This is a genomic window from Nostoc sp. 'Peltigera membranacea cyanobiont' 210A (assembly GCF_002246015.1).
Lineage (GTDB): Bacteria > Cyanobacteriota > Cyanobacteriia > Cyanobacteriales > Nostocaceae > Nostoc.
Genome location: NZ_NOLJ01000001.1, coordinates 837,618 through 855,692, shown reverse-complemented (window position 1 = coordinate 855,692; position 18,075 = coordinate 837,618). Strand labels below are relative to the sequence as shown.

Below are 18,075 nucleotides of genomic sequence, written 5' to 3'. Positions count from 1 at the left end.
AATAATTTTAAGTTCACCGCGACGCCGTTTTACCTAAGTTTATGACCTGGGTTTATCCAGGTGGGAACCTAAATTCCTCGTTTAAAGTTTCCGGGTACATGCCCGGTATACTGCCACGAGAACAGTTGACTCCCTTGTCATTAAAGGCATAGATCAAAAAACTTGATGGCAGTCACCAACGTCGTAGTGCAACTCACTCATTATAGCTTTTCAAAAGATGTTGTGTGTTCAATATCGAAAGTTTCCGATCTATTTACCTGGGATACCAGATAGATTCTATGTTGTGGGCGATGTCGTTGGCGTATGCACCTGCCGACTCTTGGTTCTGATTATCCAGCAAAACGGTGACATGCCCTAACTTCCGCCCAGGACGTGATTCTGTCTTCCCATACCAGTGAACATACGCTTGGGGAATTTCTGCTATTTGTTGACGCTGGCTTTGGTAGTCGCTGTGAGAATTTTCATACCCCAGTAGGTTGACCATTACAGCACCAGCACACTGCAAAGCCGGATTTCCCAAAGGTAAACCACAAACGGCTCTCAGGTGTTGCTCAAACTGAGAAGTTTCGCAAGCGTCAAGAGAAAAATGCCCAGAATTGTGGGTACGAGGGGCAATTTCATTTACCAGGATTTTGCCATCAGCACTGAGAAATAGCTCAATTCCAAAAATTCCTACTACTTCTAGGCTATTTAATAGAGTATGTGCGATCGCTTCAATTTCTGCTACTTGATTGGGTGTAATTTCGGCTGGCGCAATCACCCGCCGACACACTTGTTGTTCTTGTTGAGTTTCCACTACTGGATAAGTGACAATTTCTCCCTCCACAGAACGAGCTGCAATTATTGCTAGTTCTCTTTCAAAAGGGACAAATTCTTCTAACAAGAAAAGCGATTTATTTAAAGTCTGTGTTGTGCTTTCATCACTTAACTTTTGTTCTAAAGTAGTAAAATCCTGAATTATGAAAGTCCCTTGACCATCATAACCATGACGGCGGGATTTCAAAACTACTGGAAAACCTAGATATTCTATTTTTGGTTTGAGATTTTCCACCTCGTCAAGGGCGAAAAATTTAGGAACTGGTAAACCCAAGTCGCGTAAATAGCAACGCTGATGATATTTATCTAAAAGAGGAGCTAAAGCTTCTAATTTGGGACGGAAACAAACGCCTTGCTGTGCTAAACCAGATAAAGCATTCAGGTTAACAAATTCGTTTTCAAAGGTGATAACATCGCATTTTTGAGCTAATATTTCCGTAGCACTTGCATCATCAACTGGCGCGAAAATAGTTTCCTGAGCAATTGACACGGCCGGGTCGTGAACGCTTGGAGTTTGTACTATTAATTCTACTCCTAGCCTCTGTGCTGCATCCGCCATCATCCAGGCTAGTTGTCCGCCACCAATTACACCAACACGCTTCATTGACATCCTAAAGAATCACGAGTTTGCACACCTGTTTTGGAATTCACACCACTGGCTTTACCGCACAGTTCTTTGATTTGCGCTCTATCCAAAATTGCATCTGTAAAATCTGCACCGTCTATATTTACATCATTAAATATGGCGCGGAGCAAAAGAGCTTCTTTGAAAACTGCATCGCTCAAATCTGCCTTAGTCAAGTTTACCTGATCGACCATTGCATTCGTTAAATCCGCTCCGTGGAGATTTGCTTTTGTCATCACCGAAGCGCTCATGACTGCTCCCCGTAAGTCAGCGTTTGAAAAGTTAGCCAGTTCCATATTGGCGTTAGAAAACTCCGCAGCTTGCAAGCTTTCACCAGAAAAATCGCGTCTTGACAACTCTGCATTGCTAAATGACAGTGGATGAGTCCAGTCTACTGCCACTGCTGGATCGGCCACACACCAGATAATAATTCCGAGAAGGAATGCTAGTGTTTGCCGCCAAAATATATTGAGAGCCAATTTGGTGTATAATCGCCGCATTTAATTACCGCATTTGAATATTAGCAAGACTGCATCGTACTAAATTAAGACTCGCAGCTTTGCTACTGGACTTGGAAAACGTGTATTTCCGTTGCTTAATATTTTGTAACCCAAAAAGAGCATAAGCTTCTTACTTTAGCAAAATTATCCCTGCTACTTGAGGTAGAGAGTGGCAATCGGCGATGGGCGTTCGCGGAGCGTCTCCGACAGGAGAAGCCCCGCCGTAGGCGATCGCACTAAAATTAGATATTCAGAACAATATTTCTTAAATACAATAGCGATCGCAATGACTGAGTATAAATTATTTCTCACATCAAGCAAGCTTTAGCAAAACAGAGACGGGGAATATAATCTATCGCTCTTGATGAAGATAAAACTTGAAATTCCTAACTCTAAAGGAATAATTTAGCTGAATAAAGCAATGTTTCCTATGTCCTATGTTTGTTGACTTATTTACAATTCTTCATTCGTAGATTTAAATTTTCAAGATACAAAAAGCTTTTTTGAGCAGTAATACTCATGGAGTTATTTACAATTCTTGACTTGCCATTTTTCAAGTAAAGTTTGTTGTCTTTTAAATTCAACAGCCCCCATGAACTGTTAGTCTTTTAATTAATGAAAGCAAGGTTTGAGTTGTAATTATATGCGTCTCAATTGCTTAACAAAGCTTAAAGATCGATAATTAGCGTTAACTTTATAGCGATTAGTTAGTTCTTCAGGAATCTCCAAGAGTTTACATTCACCAAGCACAAAACTTCTACAAACCGAACTCTGAAACCCGATGATGAATCATTACTCACTTCAATGGATTGAGGCATGGTGCCAAGAAAATGGCTGGACAGATTTATTTGTTGAGCGACGTAACAACTTCTGGGCTTTCCCTCCGGGTGGGGTAATGCCGGAGCCAATTCCAGTTCATGTTCTCAGAGTGATTAAAGCCGAAAAAGGACTGACTTTTGAAGAACGATTGTGGTCAATGTCCGCAGTAACAGGCACAATCCTAGCTGTTCTTTTTACCTTTTGGTTTCAGTCGCCGATGCCATTAGTTTTAGCTTTCGCTTTGAACGCCGTTACGGTGGCTCAATTTGAACTTGAAGATGCCTAAATTTTTATGTTGGGCTTTGCTACTAAAAACTGCTCTTGTCTACTTTCAGCAAGAGCAGTTTTTAATTTTTAAGAAGAAAGAATTCAGGAGTCAGAATGGGCTAAACCTTATAGCGGTTCTCAGTTGAGTGAGGTACAAGAACCCCACCCCCAACCCCCTCCCCGCAAGCGAGGAGGGGACTATGATGTACCTTGTATGATTAGTAAGCGCTATAGCTATCCGCTAACAGAATTGAATTCTGTGGCACTCGCTGCCGCAGCGCGAACGTAGAGAGCATCTTAATTCTGAATCCTAACTTCTGAATTCTGGATTCTGAATTCTGAATTCTGAATTCTTCTTCAATGATTTGTATAGCAGCCTTCTAGTCTATTAGGACATAACAATTAGAAATAACTAGTATCTAAGAGCAGCTAGCAGGTAAAGCTACCTTCGCGTGTTTGTTAACGTAGTCCACAAATAATTGCTTCAATCGGGGACTAACGCCAGCGTGTTCAAAGAATCCAAAGCCGAGATTTTTTGCTTTTGCTAAGGTTTCCTCTGGCGTTAATCCTTCCTGGATAGCGATACTCAACAGCGCAATTCCAGTCGATCGCATCCCGGCGGCACAATGCACAACTGCTGGTTTCGGGATTTGTTCGAGTGTCGTGAGGATTTTGGTAATCACCTCTTCATTCAAATTTTTGAGATCCACCTTGAGTGGAACATTTTGATAATACAGCCCCAATGCTTCTGCTATTTTTTGCTCATCCTTAGAAAATCCTAGTTCATCAGGCGATCGCAGATTGAGAACGGACTTAAAACCTTCTTGAATAGCTTGCTCAAGCTGTTTCGGTATGACTTGTCCTGTTGTTGTCAAGTTTTCGTTAATTTGTATGGCGTTGATCACATTCACTCCTTCTAACTTTCTAGATGTCTTCCAGCTTGCTAAATACTCTAAGGGAACAAGCTTTGAGAAGATATTCAAAATAAACACAACAAAATTAGCCAAATATCACAAGATATTGCTTGATTACTTCAAAATTTGTCTTTTGAAGTTGGTTATTTTATTGCTTTATCCATAATATACGGTTTATCGATAGTATTAGTGGTGATTAGAGCTTGTTATACTTTTCATCGATAAAATTACCGTAGATTATATTTCAGGAGTTATACTATTGGGCAAGCTGGGAGAGCAATTGGATCGAGATTTTCGTGAACAAGGGTATAAGGGACTTCCAAGAAATAAATTACCCAAATGAAACGAACCACAGAGACACAGAGAACACAGAGGAATGAGGAGGAGAGAGTTTGTTGGGTATTTTTTTATTTGGAAGTCCCTAAATAGAACAATTTTTCTTTTTAAACTGGGTAGATGACCACAATCTTTCTTCAAAAGTCAGTCCTTTTTCGGCTTTAATCACTCTGCGAACATGAACTGGAATTGGCTCCGGCATTACCCCACCCGGAGGGAANCCCCTGCCCCCTGCCCCCTGCCCTGAACCTATGAGCGCTAACGAAATATCTCTTCGACCTGCCCAAGAAACAGATGCGTGGGTACTGAGTGCAATTCATATTGCTGCTATCAAAGCTCTACCTGCAACTTTCTACACCCAAAAAGAACTTTTAGCTTGGCGCAATTACCGCGATAAACCTGATGGTTCAAATATCTTGAAGAGTATGAAAGCAGAATCTTTCTGGGTTGCGATGGAGGGAGATGTTGTTATAGGTTTTGCTAGTTTCATTGTTGATGAACTCATCGGGTTGTATGTCCATCCTAAATATCAAGGAAAAGGGATTGGCCGTGCTTTAGTTCAACATTTTTGTGACGAAGCAACTGAGCAAGGCATAGATAAGGTAATTACAACTGCTAGCCTTTATGCTGAAGGGTTTTATTTACGACTAGGATTTACTGCCATCCAAAAAGCACCTCATTATTTAAGAAGTGGGATATTTGTTCCAGTTACTAAAATGAGTAAAACATTAGCTACCACACCAAAATAAATTTGAGAAGGTAAATATTTTCAATAACTTTAAAAATGTTGGCATAAACACTATTTTCCCCAAATTACGACCACTTTTTCTACATAATCTATGATGAAAGTAAGTACTTGCCAGCATAAATGCATAAAACTATCCGTTCATCAACTCTCACCCGTACACGTTTGATAGAAGCCGCCTTGCAGGTATTTGCCAGTTTAGGTGTTCAAGGAGCAACTACCCGTGAAATAGCTCGTGTTGCTGGTGTGAATGAGGTGACTTTATTTCGCCACTTTGCCAGCAAAGAACAACTTCTGGGAGCAGTAATGAAAAATGCCTTAGCACTCCAGACAGAAGCCCTTGCACACTCCGAAGCGTGGACACAGGATCTCAAAATTGATTTAAAACAGTATGCCCATCTTTACAATACTATGCTAGAGACACAGGAGGACTTAATTCGTACCTTCATTGGAGAAGCCAAACGTCATCCAGAGGCAGCTAAACAAGTTATTCAAGAAGCTGCCAAGCCCTTAGCGGAAAAACTGGTAGCTTACTTGCAATCGAGTCAGAAACGAGGCACTGTCAGAGCAGACCTCGATCCATTTCCGGCTGTCGATATGTTTACAGGAATGCTGTTAGCTGGAATGCTATGCCGCAGTGCAAAATTCAATTCTAGCAACTATAGCTGTGACGACTATATCGAAACTTGTGTAGATATTTTTGTGCGCGGTATCAGTACAACTCCGCTTTAAGGTTGAAATAGGCAGCAGGGGAGCAGGGAGCAGGGAGAAAGGGGAAATTAGAGACAAATTATTGTTTCTGAATTTTGAATTATTCTTTAAGTTCAACCGATATAAATACCAGCTTATTTATATACATAAAGATATATGAAAATCTTAAAAGGTAAGGTTGTCAGTGGTTTAGGAAACTTTTCTTATTGGATTGAGAAACTCCAAGAATATTACTTGAGAAAAACCGGAATGAAATTCTTTCCTAGAACTTTAAATATTCAGTTAGATCAACCTTACCATCTCCCAAAAAATGTTATACGTCTGGAAAAGGAAGAATATGGAGGGACTGTTTCTGTGAGCATTGTTCCTTGTCAGATATTTGGCAGAGATGCTTTTATCTTAAGAACGGACAAAAATAATACTGAAAGTGGAGATCATCCAAAAACAATTTTAGAAGCAATTCGTTGGTTAGAAACCGAACCCTCTATATTGGGGATGAGCGCTCACATCATGGCTGTTGCCCGGAAATAGGCGGTATAGAGCGATCGCCACTAACTAAAAGCGCTTGTTGTTTTGCCAACACTTGTTTGTGTAACCAGAGTAATTGTCTATCTTTAATGCCTTCTGCCATCAATCCCTCAACTGTTTTCATCAGATAATCAGCGCAGTCACCCAATTTTCCCGATGCGGTGGCAATGCTATTAACAGTAGTTGTTAATGGTATCTGATGAGCGTATCTGGGATGTTGGCGATTAGCAACAAAAGCGATCGCTGGGAATTCCTGCGTACCGTCAAAAACCTTCACCCAACGAGCAACGTAGACACCAGCTAACATCTCTCGTCGCCAAATCAGCGGTAATTCGGATGGGACATCAGCAGCGGCAATGCGATAAATAACGCCACGACAGCTACCACCCCGATCGAGTCCTAAGAGTAATCCGGGATTATCTGGAGTACCGCGACCGAGGATCATCCATGTGCAGAAGCGCCGATGCCAACCATAAATGATCCCAGCACGACGCTCGACGTATGTGATTAGGGGATTCCAAATTAGCGAACCGTAGGCAAATATCCAGATATCAGAATTTGGTGGCTGCTGTTGTAGTATTTTATCAAGCGATCGCTGTAACTCATCTTCGCTCAGGGTAGTTAGCTTGATTCCAGAGTGTGATGCTTCTAATAGTCTTGTCTGTATGTTTCCGGCTTCGAGGTCGCTACGATTGAGTGACATAATGTAGATTATTCTTTTCTGTAAATCTTCAGTAATTCACTCTAACTTTAAGATAGTTTAATTATCAACGAACAGCTTTCAAGGTATCGTAAAGTAGTTTGTAACGGTTAAACCCTGCTTCATACAAAGGATTTGGCTGCGGTTGTACTACATTAGTATCCTGCGATAAAATCTTATGTGCAGCTTCTAAATTGGGATAAACACCAATCCCCACCATTGCCAAAATAGCAGCTCCGTAAGCAGCTCCTTCTTCAGCTTTGGGAGCAATGAGTTTGGTTTGCAAAACATCTGCCAAAATTTGTAACCAGATGTGAGAACGTGCGCCTCCACCCGTTGCTAAGAGTTGATCGAGGGGAGCGATCGCACTAATTACCTCCAATGCTTCTCGCAAGCTAAATGCAACCCCTTCCAGCACAGCACGAGTGATATCTGCCTGGGTATGAGCTAATGACAGATTCACGAAAGCACCACGAGTATCTGGATCGAGGTGAGGACTGCGTTCTCCGGCGAGGTGGGGTAGAAATAGAACCCCACGCGCCCCAGGCTGCGATCGCTCTGCCATATCCATCAAATCGGTGTAGGATATATGCGGTGCAAATGTATCTCGATACCAACGCAGAGAACCACCTGCTGCTAGCGTCACTCCCAGCAGATGATAGCCACCATCCACATGACAGAACAAATGTACCCGACCTTCGCGATCGGGAATTGGGCGATCGCACGGCGCAAAGATAACTCCCGATGTGCCAATACTCAAACTACCTCGCTTTAGGTTGCTTGATGAGATGCCTAAACCGATGGCGGCGGCGGCATTATCACCTCCACCTGCGATTACAGGTAATCCCACAGGTAATCCCACGCGGGCGGCTATTTCTGATTTTAGCCGTCCAGCGATCGCGGTAGATTCGATTACCGGAGGGAACAACGCTGGATTGATATCAAGAGTATGGAGAATATCTGTATCCCATTGCCGATTCGCCAGATTCAGACAGCCAATACCAGAGGCATCGGATGGTTCTGTTACTGCTTCGCCCGTTAGCACATATCCCAGATAATCTTTGGGCAAAAGAATCTGCCACAGCCGAGCATAAGCTTGTGGTTCTTCAGTCCGCAACCATAGAAGCTTCGGCAGTTGAAACCCTGTAATTGCTGGATTTCCAGTCCGCTGAATCAACTCATGGCGGGGAATAGCAGCTTCAATCTCAGCAACAGCTTTACCTGTGCGCTGGTCATTCCACAAAATTGCTGGTCTAATCGCTTTGCCTTCTGCGTCGAGAGGAACCATACCATGCATTTGTCCAGATAAACCGAGGGCGTAGACGCGCAGCGGCTTGTCGCCAGACATCGCACGATGTCCGTTTAGCTGTTGAGTAACATCGAAGAGAGCATCCAAACTGGCTTCAACCCAATCTGATGAGTTCTGTTCCGTCCAACCGGGTTGTGGAGTTAATAGAGGATAGCTTCTGGTTGACTGAGCGATAATTTGCCCTTGCAGATTAACTGCGATCGCTCGTATTCCTCCTGTACCCAAATCTAAGCCAATTACAACATCAGTCAATTTTCTCTCCTATTTTATTTTTTCTTAGATATTTTTAGTCTCGGCGTTTTTTTGTGACTTTTTTCCCCATTCTCAATCAATCTTAGCGTAGGTGTAGCCCGCCGCAGGCATCGCCTTATGACCTTCCCAGTTGAGCAAATTCATATCTAGCAACCTTTTTGGGCTTTTCTATCCATCGAACTCACGTTAACTGTTTAGTTGGACTGTTGAACCTGTTGCTCGTCTTGGTGGCTACCTCGAACATCGAAGCAAAACACCCATTGGTATCCAGGTACTGTGGCGAGGCTGGTTAAAATTACACGACCTCTGTGTTCGCGTAGCGTCTCGTAGAGAGGGCTGGCAGCTTGCATAAGAGACTTAACGGGAAAAGTCAGATATTAAATCAGTTATTGATGACTTACTTTTTCTTTAGTTAGGACTTAATTTTTAAATTGAATGTCTTAACTGTCCACTATATTTTTTTAATTAATTGCTTAACTGTCTTAACTGTCTTAACTGTCCTTGACAGCTATGTTCACAAATGAGAATATTAGTATGCAATTAATGGGACTTAAACAAAAAGTAGCCATAAAAAAACTCAAATCTATATACAGAGATCCTTGGACATGGTTAAGCCTAGTTTCTTAATATATCTAGGTTTCAAGCATTTTTGAGTCTTTGATGTATTTTATTTAATCTGTATGGGTTTGAGGCTTATTTCTGCTCAAAAATATCTAAGTCCCGTTAACAAACATTAGCCTGAAGGTAACAAATTATGAATTATGAAATCGTGAATTTAGGTGTGATAATTGAACTTACTGAAGAAGAACTCAAAATTTGTAATGGTGGTACCGGTCTTAGTGGTACTGTCGATGGGTTGAATGGTACTCTTACACAGACTGGGAGTGACCTTAACGATATAACTACTGATGCTGGACAAGCCGGGAATAAGGTTGTTAATAATACAGTTTTCAACAGTACAACTGGGACTTTACTAGTTGGTTATAATTTCCTAAAAGCATTATCTGGTGGCTAAATAAAATTGTTCTAATTTATAGCAATTTTGTATGAAGAAGCATAGAAAGAACCCTACCGCCTGCGGCCTCTCCCCGAACTTGCGGGGAGGCTGGGAGGGAGCAAAATAATATGCAGCTTCACAGAGAATTGGTATTAGTCCAAGATAATATGTATGATTCAAAGTAACTAAATTGTTGCTTTGAACTTAACAGAGTGTAAAATTATTACTGCTACCTGTATAGAGATTTAGTGAAAGTAAAAGCTGTTAAAGTTTGAAGATTTTATCTGAGGGAATTTAGCAGTACATACTACCTTTCACTCTCTTCAGGTAGCGGTGAAAAAGTTTCTCAATCACCAAAACGCTATTAACTTTAAGAAATTATATAGTCTGAAAAAAACTTCAAAATCGGTTATTTTATAAAGCATTTTCTAGTAGTTCGCGATTAATTTTAACTAAAATAGAGAGTATTAAAAGAAACTTCTAAGGTAAGGACTATTAAGATTTATCTTAAACAAAGACTTGGCTGGAGTATCTTTTAAAATTTAAATATATTTATTTTATTATTTATAGTGTAGAAATATTTTCAGTAATATAATATATATTTACTTTAAAAATTAGTGAGATTTAATATTTATCCATATTGATAACATTTCTAAAAATAACAGTACAGAGATGAGAATGAGAAATTATTTTATAAATATTTTGTTTTAGCCTGATTACACTTTCAATTCTAATATTGGCATAAAAATACTGAGAATGATGTTATCTAAAGCTGCAATTACCTCTTTAGGCTCTACTATTACAGAAGGTGGCACTCGCGGGACTTACCGTATTAGTCGCGATCGCACTATTGGCGATTTAACCGTCAAACTTACCATTGATGGTAGTGCTGCGATCGATGACTACAATCTCAGCGCCAACAACGTAACACTTTCTGGAAATAACATCACAGTAGTTATTCCCGATGGACAAAGTTTTGTCGATATAAACCTAACTGCCATTGATGACATTCAAGCCGAAGCTGATGAAACAGTTAAACTCACTTTGACTGCTGATGCACCTTACGACATCGATACCACGCAAAATGCAGCTACCGTTACGATTAACCATAACGATACAGTAGTAATTAACGCCAATGACAGAGGTGAAGGGTCACTCAGGCAAGCGATTGAAAATGCTAATACTTTTGCTGGGGCTGACACAATCAGCTTTGCTGGGGCTGTGTTTACTGATGACTTGCCCGATCGAATTATCTTGACATCAGATCAACTGGCAATTACTGATAATGTCACTATTCAAGGCACTAGTGCAGATAAGCTTAATGTTAGCGGAAGTAATGCTTTTCGTGTCTTCAACATCTCTGAAACCGGAACAGATGTCACCATTGATGCTATTACTGTTAGCAATGGGAATGCCGGTTTTGATACTGGAGGTGGTATTCGAGTTAATAATGGTAGCACTCTTAATCTAAGTAACAGCATACTCTTTAACAACACAGCTACTCGTGGCGGGGGCATCTTCAACTTCGGTACAACTACCATAACCAGCAGCACAATATCTGAAAACTCGGCAAACTTAGATGCAGGTATTGACAATAGAGGTACAGTCACACTTGTTAATAGTACGGTATCTGGCAACCAAGCTGGTCTGTCTGGCGGCGGTGTCGGCAATTTCAATGGCACATTTACAGCCATCAATAGTACTGTTTCTGGTAATAAGGCTAACTTAGACGGTGGCGGGATTTTTCAAAGTGGCGGAACATTGACTTCCATTAACAGCACCGTGGCTAATAATACAGCAGATGCAGACAATGATGGTAATGGTGAAGGTGGAGGAATTTTTAACTTTGATGTTGTCTTTGATAGCGATATTATCTTGAAAAACAGCATCATAGCTGCGAATTTTGATAAAGGTAATGAAGCTCCTGATATATTTGGCAATGTTACTGGCAATGCCAATAATCTTGTAGGTAGTACTGCCGGAACAATTGGAACTATTGGTACTGGCAACGATATTGTAAATCCCAATCCGGGGTTAGGTTCTTTAGCCAATAACGGCGGTTTTACCCAAACCCAAGCCTTACTGGCCGACTCAGTTGCCATTAACGCTGGTAATAATATTTTTATCCTTCCTGGCGTAACTAATGACCAACGCGGTACAGGATTTGACCGCATCAAATTTGGCAGTGTTGATATTGGTGCTTTTGAAGTTCAAAAATCTTATGTTAGTCTGAGTGCGATCGCATCCACAGCCACAGAAAACGGCACAATAGGCACTTATCGCCTCAACCGCACTGATACGAATGGCAATTTAACAGTTTTCCTGACTCTTAATAACATCAGTAGCGCTTCTGTTCAAGATTACACTTTGAATGGTGGTAATGTATCGGTTTCCGGTAATAACCTCACAGTTATAATCCCAGATGGGCAAAGCTTGATTGATATTAACCTTGCTGGCATTAACGATATTGCAGCAGAAGGAAATGAAACCTTAAAACTGAATTTAGTTGCCAATGCAGCTTACGATATTGATACAGCAAACGCAACAGCTAGTGTGACTATTGCTGCTAACGATACAGTAGTCACTAACATCAATGACAGTGGAGAAGGGTCGCTGCGACAAGCGATAGAAAACGCTAATAATTTTGCAGGCGCTGATACAGTCAGCTTTGATACTTCTGGAGTGTTTGCTACTCCCCAAAGTATTACCTTGACCTCTGGGCAATTGAACATTACAGACGATGTGATTATCTCTGGAACAGGGGCAAACAATTTAACAATCAGTGGCAACAATTCTTCTCGCGTTTTCCAAATATCAAAGAATGGGACAGATGTCACAATTGATAATTTGAAAATTGCTCAAGGTAATGTAGGATTTGCCTTTGGTGGCGGGATTCAAGTTAATCGCGGTACGACTCTAACTTTGACAGATACTACTGTAACTAACAACCAAGCAAACTTGGGTAGTGGCATCGCTAACTTTGGTAGTACGACTGTCATTAACAGTACTTTTGCAGATAATCAAGCTTTTTTAGGCGGCGGTATCTATAACCAAGGAACAGCTTATATAATCAACAGTACCTTTGCCAATAACCAAGTGCTAGGTGGTGGTGGTGGTATCTATAACGTTAATACAATTAATGTTGTCAATAGTACAATCTCTGGCAATCAAAGCACTGGCGATGGTGGTGGACTATATAACAATGCCCTAACTACCTTCACTAACGTTACTGTTACCAATAACAAAGCTGATGCCGACAATGATGGAGTTGGCAACGGTGGAGGAATCTTTGCTTCGGTTGAAGGTGTCACCCTCAAAAACACTATTGTTGCTGGTAATATTGATGTTGGTGGTGAAGCACCTGATTTGTTTAGTGATAGGGACACCAGTCAGATCGCAGGCAATGCAAATAACTTAATTGCTACTACTGCTGGGGCAGTTGGTACAGTTGGTACTGGTAGTGATATTACTTTTGCCCAAGCGGGCATTACAAACATCAATCAGGTTCTCAACCCGATTTTGCAGAATAATGAGAAAGCTACAGCGACTCATGCTTTAATTCCGACTAGTATTGCTGTTAATGCTGGCAATAATGCCAATATTCCAACAGACACAACTGATTTAGATAAAAACGGTAATACCACAGAAGCTATCCCCTTCGACCAAGGTGGCATTGGTTTTAATCGTGTGAAGTTCGCCACTGTGGATATTGGTGCTGATGAATCAGATACAGTTTCCGGTACTGGCGGTAAAAAACAGTTTGTTATATCTCATGGCGAGGGAAGCCATACAATTGTTAATTTTACAGGTGTCGGTAGAGGTAATAGTCTTTCTTCAGCAGCGATCGCCGAAGTCGATACTATGAAATTCCAGCGAACTGGCTTAACAGCGCAAAATTTACTTCTAACTCAAATCGGCAGCAATGTAGAGATTACATTTGAAGGAATTGCTGACAGCGATACTAAAGTTACCTTAGAAAACTTAGCTCTGGAAAATCTAGATAATCTTTCCATATCAATTGGCAATTTTTTATTCGATGGAGAAAATAAACCCAGCGACAGCTTTGATGTAATTAATGCTGATTCCACTCAAACTAGTATCTTTCAAGGCAACACAGTCACATTTATTAATGACCTCGACAACAACATCAAAGGTCTTGATAAATCAAATGATGTCATCAATGGTCAAGGCGGTAATGACACTATTGATGGAGGCAGTGGTGATGATTTTTTACGTGGAAGTGTAGGTAATGATATTCTGTTTGGTGGTGGAGGCAACGACCAACTTGTGGGTGGAGATGGCAATGATATCCTCATGGGAGGAACTGGTTTTGACCAATTTATTTATCAAGCCTTCAGCGATCGCACTGGCGCTGACACCATCACTGATTTTAATACCAAACAAGACAAACTAGTTTTGACAAACTTGTTAGCAAGTCTCGGTTACAGCAGTAGTAATCCAATTACTGATGGCTACTTAAGGTTTACTTCTAGTGGTGTCAATACCCAAATTAAAATCGATGCAGATGGATTTAGACCCACGCAAGAATTCAGCTTATTAGTCACCTTAAATAACGTCTCTGCTGAGTCGCTCATTATTGATAATAACGTATTGATCTAAAACTTTCCATCGGATTGCAACTCACAAAATAAATAAATTAAGGAAATTTTATGCACAATAGCAAAGCTAAGTTGATATTATTTTTAAACGTATTCATTGACTTAGTAGGGTTTGGAATTATCCTGCCATTACTTCCTTTGTACGCTCAACATTATGGTGCAAAACCTCACGAAGCCACACTACTTTTCGCAGCATATTCGTTGATGTAATTCTTTTTACACCCTTCTGGGGAAGCATTAGCGATCGCTATGGTCGTCGTCCAGTTTTACTATTAACTTTATTCGGTTTTTAGTTCTGTCGAACTCACGTTAAATTAAACCGCAGAGGCACAGAGAACACAGAGTTAAGAGATTAAAAAGGAATTTTTTGGCAGGTTGCGGTTTTTACTTCTGGTTAAGTTCTCTGTCAGAATCGGGCTAATGTTTCTTTAGCTCCAAACTCATATAACCTGCGTAAATGGTTCGTAACTGCATCAACAAAAAGCGGTGATTGGGACAAATCGCCAAAAATCTCAGTTAAATTGAGCAATGGTTTGGCATCAGAGCCACTTGAATGAGCTAGTTGAGTCAAAGTACCTGCTATTGGGTCATCAATGGGAATGGTGTTACCTTGATCATCTTGTCCGTTGAGGTAACGGAACCAAGCAGCAACCGTTAGGCTCATGTAGTCAATCGCTCCTCCTTGATGCAGCGCGTCACGGACTGAGCCAAGAACAAATTTTGGCATTTTAGCGGAGCTATTCAGGCAAAGACGCGGGAGTTGATCGCGAATCTTGGGATTGGCAAAGCGTTCAATTAAGGTCTTTTTGTAATTATCTAAATCAATCCCCGGTACAGGTTGCAGTGTCGGTGTAACTTCTGCCATCAAACGATCGATAGCTTGCCGAATCAATGGATCTGCCATGACCTCATGGACGTATGTGTAACCTGCCAAAGAACCGAGATAGCCAATCAACAAGTGACTGGCGTTGAGCAACCGGATTTTCATCATCTCGTAGGGATGAACATCGCTAGTCATTTGAACCCCAACTGATTCCCAATCAGGTCTACCTGCGCTGAAATTGTCTTCAACTACCCACTGAAGAAACGGTTCGGCAACAACTGGAAAGGCATCATCGATGTTAAACTGTTCCGCCACCATTTTGATATCTGCTGGAGTTGTGGCGGGGGTAATGCGATCGACCATGCAGTTAGGAAAAGCTACCTGTTCGGCAACCCAATGCCCCAATTTCGGGTTCTGCATTTGGGCAAATGCGGTTAACATTTTGCGGGCAATGTTGCCGTTACCTTGGAGATTGTCGCAGGACAACACGGTAAATGGTGCTATTCCTTGTTGACGACGGCGATCGAGGGCTGCTGTCAAAAAGCCATATACTCCAATTGGCTCGTCAGGATGCTGCAAATCGTACTGGATTGTTGGGTGATTGGTATCGAATTCACCACTACCTTCAATATAGTAGTAGCCTCCTTCGGTAATGGTGAGGGTGACGATGCGGCATTTAGGATCTGCTAAGGTGTCAATCACAGCTTGGCGGTTATCTGGGGCAAACAGATATTCTGTAATTGCTCCAATCACACGAGCGCGATCGCCTTCTGGGGATCTCTCAACTAAGGTATACAAACAATCTTGTGATTTAAGTGCATCCCGCATTCGTTTATCGAATTCTAGTAGCCCAACCCCGCAGATTCCCCATTCACTACCGGGATTTTGATGAAAGTAATTATCCAGGTATAAAGCCTGATGTGCGCGATGGAACCCACCCACACCGATATGGACAATACCGTTAGTGATTTGATGGCGATCGTAATTGGGTACGCGAATATTATTGCCTAAATGAGACAGAGATGCCTCATTCAGCTTGATTGCTGAGTCTGTGCTGATATTGCTGTTCATGGGATTCATTCTGGGTTAGGTGGTGACGATGAACTTTGGGGATGGCTTCACCGTCGCGATCGAACAGATGGCAAAGCTCACCGTTAATGCAAATAGGAACGTAATCGTGCATTTTGGCTGGATTATCTCCGTCTGTTTGCACAACTATGGTTTCGCCACCTGCAATCTTGATGTAGAGATAGGTTTCTCCGCCCAATCGTTCTACGACTAATACTTCGCCATTCACGCTTGGGTTATTTTGATCCAGCCGCAGATGTTCGGGACGAATCCCTAATGTTGCTCTATCCCCAACTGAGAGGGTTTTGGGTTTCACCGGAATCATTACGGTTGCGTCACCAGGGAGTCTGACTGTTGTACCAGAGTCATTGACGGCTGACACCGTAACCGAGATAAAGTTCATTTTTGGCGAACCAATAAATCCGGCAACGAATAGATTGCGGGGATGATGGTAAAGTTCCAGGGGAGAACCCATTTGTTCGATGATGCCGCCCTGCAACACCACAATCTTGTCGGCAAGGGTCATTGCCTCAACTTGATCGTGGGTAACATAAATCATCGTGGCTTGCAGACTGTCGTGTAAACTGGCAAGCTCAATCCGCATCTGCACCCGCAATGAAGCATCTAGGTTAGACAGTGGCTCATCAAACAAAAATACTTTGGGATTACGCACCAAAGCACGACCGATCGCCACCCGTTGCCGTTGTCCTCCTGATAGTTCTTTGGGCTTCCGGTTTAAGAGTGGCTCTAGTTGCAGGATGCGAGCGACTTCACGCGCCCTTTCATAACGCTGGGCTTTCTGCATACCCGCAAGCCGGAGGCTAAAGGCCATATTTTCTGCCACTGTCATGTGGGGATACAGGGCATAAGTTTGAAACACCATTGCTAAACCACGTTTATCGGGTGGTACATCATTGACTTTTTGTCCATCAATGAGTAAATCGCCGGAGGAAATTTCTTCTAGTCCAGCAATCATGCGGAGTAAGGTTGATTTTCCACAGCCGGAGGGGCCGACGAAAACAACAAATTCGCGATCGCCCACGTCGAGATCGATGCCTTTAATGATCTCTGTGTCGGCGTAGGTTTTATGGATATTTCTTAAAGCAACTGTTGACATAAAATGTTTCCATTAATGGGTTTAAGTTTTTTGTCACACAGAGAAGAGTGCAACATTTAATTAATTCGTAGCAAATTCTCTGCGTACCTTTGCGCTTACCTCTGCGTCCCTTTGCGTTTAAATCTCAACCCTCAATTTGCCAGGATTTTACGCAAAGCTGTAAGAGTGTCTGCCTTCACTCATTTCACCGCACCAAAAGTCAGACCCCGGACTAATTGCCGTTGACTCAGCCAGCCGAAGATGAGGATGGGTGCGATCGCATTTGCGCCATCCATCCGGGCAGCTTCTAACTGATCGCGATCGAGTGACTGAATTGCAGTCAACAAAATCAGCAAAGCAAAGGGCAGCCATTCCCACGAAACAATAATAATGATGGCAAGTAATGGAACACTGGCAAACCAATCGATCGCCCCCAAACCCAAACCTCTAGTAATTTGAGCAAACAGCCCATTCACTGGATGCATCAGCATATTTTTCCAGATCAGGGCGCTAACTGTGGGCATAACGAAAAATGGGGAAATTGCCAGCACCCGCGCCACTCCACGACCATAAAAGTCTTGGTCAAAGAGAATTGCTAGGAGTGTGCCCAAACCAATTGTGATTGCTAAAACGGAAACAACCAAAACTATTGTGATGGCGATCGATGTCCATAAAGCTGAGTCACTGAGGATGAAAGTGAAATTTTCAATCCCGATGAATTTGCGTGCATCTGGATTCAGCAAGTTATAACGCTGAAAGGAAAACCATACAGTCATCACCAGAGGTACAATCATCCACAGCAGTAGGAGAACGACCGAAGGCGCAACCAGAGGTAAGGTTGACACTTGCCGCGTAGTCCGTTGCTTGGTGGGAGGTGGCGTTTCGGATTGAGGTTTTACCGCTAATGAAGAAGACATAAGCAATTCGTAATTCGTAATACTTCTCTACGA

General features: G+C 42.0%; 17 protein-coding genes and 1 other RNA gene. 7 read left to right on the top strand and 11 right to left on the bottom strand.

The features are described from left to right. Positions 1 to 9: 9 nt before the first annotated feature. The 4 genes from ssrS to CDG76_RS37005 all read right to left on the bottom strand — a co-directional run bounded on the left by ssrS (position 10) and on the right by CDG76_RS37005 (position 2,253). A non-coding RNA gene (gene ssrS / locus CDG76_RS03645) (6S RNA) lies at positions 10 to 193 on the bottom strand. A gap of 60 nt (positions 194 to 253) precedes the next feature. Next, on the bottom strand, positions 254 to 1,420 hold the full coding sequence (locus CDG76_RS03640) for a 5-(carboxyamino)imidazole ribonucleotide synthase (RefSeq protein ID WP_094347679.1): 1,167 nt from the start codon (positions 1,418 to 1,420) through the stop codon (positions 254 to 256). Then, entirely contained in the window at positions 1,417 to 1,941 is a 525-nt protein-coding gene (locus CDG76_RS03635; protein WP_223265120.1) for a pentapeptide repeat-containing protein, read from the bottom strand. Before CDG76_RS03635 ends, CDG76_RS03640 begins: the two co-directional genes overlap by 4 nt. Before the next feature lie 153 nt (positions 1,942 to 2,094). Beyond that, the gene (locus CDG76_RS37005) at positions 2,095 to 2,253 is read right to left on the bottom strand and encodes a hypothetical protein (protein ID WP_190240746.1); all 159 of its coding nucleotides are present in this window, start codon (positions 2,251 to 2,253) and stop codon (positions 2,095 to 2,097) included. A gap of 469 nt (positions 2,254 to 2,722) precedes the next feature. Between CDG76_RS37005 and CDG76_RS03630 the strand changes: the two genes are divergently transcribed. Next, positions 2,723 to 3,046, top strand: coding sequence for a hypothetical protein (locus tag CDG76_RS03630; protein WP_190240745.1), 324 nt, complete (start codon positions 2,723 to 2,725; stop codon positions 3,044 to 3,046). A 400-nt stretch (positions 3,047 to 3,446) separates the two neighbouring features. On the opposite strand, the gene CDG76_RS03625 is transcribed toward CDG76_RS03630, so the two are convergent. After that, positions 3,447 to 3,932 (bottom strand): beta-lactamase hydrolase domain-containing protein, encoded by a 486-nt coding sequence (locus CDG76_RS03625; RefSeq protein WP_094347940.1) that lies wholly within the window; start codon positions 3,930 to 3,932, stop codon positions 3,447 to 3,449. Positions 3,933 to 4,528: 596 nt separating this feature from the next. Here CDG76_RS03625 and CDG76_RS03620 point away from each other — a divergent pair. From CDG76_RS03620 to CDG76_RS03610, 3 genes are all read left to right on the top strand, one after another. Beyond that, the gene (locus CDG76_RS03620) at positions 4,529 to 5,026 is read left to right on the top strand and encodes a GNAT family N-acetyltransferase (protein ID WP_094347677.1); all 498 of its coding nucleotides are present in this window, start codon (positions 4,529 to 4,531) and stop codon (positions 5,024 to 5,026) included. A gap of 119 nt (positions 5,027 to 5,145) precedes the next feature. After that, the gene (locus tag CDG76_RS03615) at positions 5,146 to 5,754 is read left to right on the top strand and encodes a TetR/AcrR family transcriptional regulator (RefSeq protein WP_094347676.1); all 609 of its coding nucleotides are present in this window, start codon (positions 5,146 to 5,148) and stop codon (positions 5,752 to 5,754) included. A 135-nt stretch (positions 5,755 to 5,889) separates the two neighbouring features. Further along, positions 5,890 to 6,264: a DUF120 domain-containing protein gene (locus CDG76_RS03610; RefSeq protein ID WP_094347675.1), complete on the top strand. Its 375-nt coding sequence runs from the start codon at positions 5,890 to 5,892 to the stop codon at positions 6,262 to 6,264. Here CDG76_RS03610 and CDG76_RS03605 read toward each other — a convergent pair. The 3 genes from CDG76_RS03605 to CDG76_RS37000 all read right to left on the bottom strand — a co-directional run bounded on the left by CDG76_RS03605 (position 6,242) and on the right by CDG76_RS37000 (position 8,872). Further along, positions 6,242 to 6,964: a gamma-glutamylcyclotransferase gene (locus CDG76_RS03605; RefSeq protein ID WP_094347674.1), complete on the bottom strand. Its 723-nt coding sequence runs from the start codon at positions 6,962 to 6,964 to the stop codon at positions 6,242 to 6,244. The two genes, CDG76_RS03610 and CDG76_RS03605, sit on opposite strands and share 23 nt — an antisense overlap. A 64-nt stretch (positions 6,965 to 7,028) precedes the next feature. Next, a complete protein-coding gene (xylB, locus tag CDG76_RS03600; protein ID WP_094347673.1) occupies positions 7,029 to 8,522 on the bottom strand; it encodes a xylulokinase in 1,494 nt (497 codons plus the stop codon). A gap of 194 nt (positions 8,523 to 8,716) precedes the next feature. Continuing rightward, complete coding sequence (locus CDG76_RS37000; RefSeq protein WP_190240744.1) at positions 8,717 to 8,872, bottom strand: hypothetical protein; 156 nt, start codon at positions 8,870 to 8,872, stop codon at positions 8,717 to 8,719. A gap of 404 nt (positions 8,873 to 9,276) precedes the next feature. On the opposite strand from CDG76_RS37000, the gene CDG76_RS03595 reads away from it, so the two are divergent. The 3 genes from CDG76_RS03595 to CDG76_RS35795 all read left to right on the top strand — a co-directional run bounded on the left by CDG76_RS03595 (position 9,277) and on the right by CDG76_RS35795 (position 14,348). Further along, a complete protein-coding gene (locus CDG76_RS03595) occupies positions 9,277 to 9,537 on the top strand; it encodes a hypothetical protein (RefSeq protein ID WP_094347672.1) in 261 nt (86 codons plus the stop codon). Positions 9,538 to 10,275: 738 nt separating this feature from the next. After that, positions 10,276 to 14,139, top strand: coding sequence for a beta strand repeat-containing protein (locus tag CDG76_RS03590; RefSeq protein ID WP_143854017.1), 3,864 nt, complete (start codon positions 10,276 to 10,278; stop codon positions 14,137 to 14,139). Positions 14,140 to 14,189: 50 nt separating this feature from the next. After that, on the top strand, positions 14,190 to 14,348 hold the full coding sequence (locus tag CDG76_RS35795) for an MFS transporter (protein ID WP_143854016.1): 159 nt from the start codon (positions 14,190 to 14,192) through the stop codon (positions 14,346 to 14,348). Positions 14,349 to 14,544: 196 nt separating this feature from the next. Here the strand turns inward: CDG76_RS35795 and CDG76_RS03585 are convergent, their stop codons facing one another. The 3 genes from CDG76_RS03585 to CDG76_RS03575 all read right to left on the bottom strand — a co-directional run bounded on the left by CDG76_RS03585 (position 14,545) and on the right by CDG76_RS03575 (position 18,042). Next, positions 14,545 to 16,041 (bottom strand): mannitol dehydrogenase family protein, encoded by a 1,497-nt coding sequence (locus CDG76_RS03585; protein ID WP_223265119.1) that lies wholly within the window; start codon positions 16,039 to 16,041, stop codon positions 14,545 to 14,547. Continuing rightward, a complete protein-coding gene (locus CDG76_RS03580; RefSeq protein ID WP_094347669.1) occupies positions 15,989 to 17,146 on the bottom strand; it encodes an ABC transporter ATP-binding protein in 1,158 nt (385 codons plus the stop codon). The genes CDG76_RS03585 and CDG76_RS03580 overlap by 53 nt, the downstream gene beginning before the upstream one ends. A 179-nt stretch (positions 17,147 to 17,325) precedes the next feature. Continuing rightward, positions 17,326 to 18,042 (bottom strand): carbohydrate ABC transporter permease, encoded by a 717-nt coding sequence (locus CDG76_RS03575; protein WP_223265118.1) that lies wholly within the window; start codon positions 18,040 to 18,042, stop codon positions 17,326 to 17,328. Positions 18,043 to 18,075: the final 33 nt, after the last annotated feature.

Bases quoted from the DNA above. Each gene is read 5' to 3' on its own strand.
- CDG76_RS03610 (WP_094347675.1), top strand. From the start codon at position 5,890: ATGAAAATCTTAAAAGGTAAGGTTGTCAGTGGTTTAGGAAACTTTTCT.
- CDG76_RS35795 (WP_143854016.1), top strand. From the start codon at position 14,190: ATGCACAATAGCAAAGCTAAGTTGATATTATTTTTAAACGTATTCATT.
- CDG76_RS37000 (WP_190240744.1), bottom strand. From the start codon at position 8,872: ATGCAAGCTGCCAGCCCTCTCTACGAGACGCTACGCGAACACAGAGGT.
- CDG76_RS03630 (WP_190240745.1), top strand. From the start codon at position 2,723: ATGATGAATCATTACTCACTTCAATGGATTGAGGCATGGTGCCAAGAA.
- CDG76_RS03615 (WP_094347676.1), top strand. From the start codon at position 5,146: ATGCATAAAACTATCCGTTCATCAACTCTCACCCGTACACGTTTGATA.
- CDG76_RS03595 (WP_094347672.1), top strand. From the start codon at position 9,277: ATGAATTATGAAATCGTGAATTTAGGTGTGATAATTGAACTTACTGAA.
- CDG76_RS03640 (WP_094347679.1), bottom strand. From the start codon at position 1,420: ATGAAGCGTGTTGGTGTAATTGGTGGCGGACAACTAGCCTGGATGATG.
- CDG76_RS03580 (WP_094347669.1), bottom strand. From the start codon at position 17,146: ATGTCAACAGTTGCTTTAAGAAATATCCATAAAACCTACGCCGACACA.
- CDG76_RS03575 (WP_223265118.1), bottom strand. From the start codon at position 18,042: ATGTCTTCTTCATTAGCGGTAAAACCTCAATCCGAAACGCCACCTCCC.
- CDG76_RS03620 (WP_094347677.1), top strand. From the start codon at position 4,529: ATGAGCGCTAACGAAATATCTCTTCGACCTGCCCAAGAAACAGATGCG.
- CDG76_RS03590 (WP_143854017.1), top strand. From the start codon at position 10,276: ATGATGTTATCTAAAGCTGCAATTACCTCTTTAGGCTCTACTATTACA.
- CDG76_RS03605 (WP_094347674.1), bottom strand. From the start codon at position 6,964: ATGTCACTCAATCGTAGCGACCTCGAAGCCGGAAACATACAGACAAGA.
- CDG76_RS03635 (WP_223265120.1), bottom strand. From the start codon at position 1,941: ATGCGGCGATTATACACCAAATTGGCTCTCAATATATTTTGGCGGCAA.
- CDG76_RS03585 (WP_223265119.1), bottom strand. From the start codon at position 16,041: ATGAATCCCATGAACAGCAATATCAGCACAGACTCAGCAATCAAGCTG.